We start from the raw sequence: 1282 nt of genomic DNA, 5'->3' as shown, positions 1-1282 counted from the left end.
CCCAGATACGGATGGTCTTGTCGTCGGAGGCCGAGACGAGATTCTCGCCATCGGGCGTGAAGGCGAGATCGGTGACCCGCGCGCTGTGGCCGCCAGTGTCGAGATCGAGGTGGAAATCCGGGGCGTCCTCGGCACGGGCGACCGACGCGGCGACCAAGGCTCCAGCCATGGCGAGCCAGCGGAAGGCACGCATGAGGCGGAGGCTCATCCTTGTCATCGTTATTTGGCTTCAGCCGACGGTCGCCCGCTGCGCACATAGGCTTCGATCGCCGTGGCGAAAGTGGGGGAGCCGGCCTTGCGCTGTTTGTCGACATAGCCGGCAAAGTAACTCCAGAAGGAGACGGCATAGTCGCGGAAATAGGCGTCGGTCACCTTGCGCGAACACAGGTCGCCATCGACGCAGAAGGACAGCCGGTTGAGGAAATAGACGATGCGGTCGAAATTCTCGCCGAAGTCGGCGAGCGGCATGTCGCCACCGGAAGCGCTCATCGCCTCGATGCCGATACGTTGCCGGAATACCTGCTCCTCGGTCGGCGAAGGGTTGGCGCTGAGCAGATTGTCGTATTTGGAATTGAGGGCCGCGAGGCGATCCTTGAGCGCTCGTTGCGCCTGCTGATAATCCTTTGTCTCCCAAAGCTCGACCAGGGACATGGTCTGCTCCACGCGCTTCTGCTCCTGATTGGCCAGGAACTGATAGACCGAGAATGCCAAGGTGAAGATGATGGCGAAGCGCACCAGCATGCCCGACCAGGCATAGACCAGCATGCGCCAGTCGCGGTCGGTGAAGGGGTTGCTTTCCTTCTTGATCTCATGGCTGCTCGGCCACGGGAAGCCTTCGGTGGTTTCCGGCAGCGCCTGCTTCGCAGCCGCGTCCTTTGCCGGTGTCACTGCTGCTGCCTGCTTCGTCGTGCCCCCCGGCTTCTTCATTTGCAGCTATCCAGTTCGATGGTGGCGGAGGGATCGAGCACGACGCCCGGCGCTTCGAGCTGCTTCTTCAGGCACGCCAGTTGCGGGCGCGAGACAATGAACTGCACGTCCGGTTCCGCCGGGGCCTTGTTCGGCGACGGCAAGGCCTCGACGATGCCGCGCGAGGCGCAGCCCGAGAGATCGACGACGATCGCGTCGCTGCTGGCCTTGGCGATCTGGTCGTACTGGTCGAGAAAGCAGGTCGCCAGTTCCGAATTGATGACCACCTGCTTGGCGCAGAGGCCGCAGGCGTCCTGTGCCGACGCGTCGGCAACCAGCAGCAGGCCGGCGGCGATGCCGCCAACCGTGGCACTCC

General features: G+C 63.5%; 3 protein-coding genes. All 3 read right to left on the bottom strand.

Annotated elements, in window-relative coordinates; all coding sequences use genetic code 11:
• A partial coding sequence (locus tag EOA36_RS35680; RefSeq protein ID WP_245464564.1) for a WD40 repeat domain-containing protein occupies nt 1-208 on the bottom strand: 208 nt, incomplete at its 3' end.
• Nucleotides 209-219: 11 nt separating this feature from the next.
• Nucleotides 220-927: a hypothetical protein gene (locus EOA36_RS35675; protein ID WP_127281257.1), complete on the bottom strand. Its 708-nt coding sequence runs from the start codon at nt 925-927 to the stop codon at nt 220-222.
• Nucleotides 924-1282, bottom strand: a 359-nt coding sequence (locus EOA36_RS35670) for a hypothetical protein (RefSeq protein WP_127281256.1), incomplete at its 5' end; no start/stop codon positions are given. The genes EOA36_RS35670 and EOA36_RS35675, both read right to left, overlap by 4 nt.

The organism is Mesorhizobium sp. M8A.F.Ca.ET.021.01.1.1, assembly GCF_003998025.1.
Lineage (GTDB): Bacteria > Pseudomonadota > Alphaproteobacteria > Rhizobiales > Rhizobiaceae > Mesorhizobium.
Note: the sequence above shows the minus strand (reverse complement) of the source record. Positions and strands in the feature narration are given on the sequence as shown.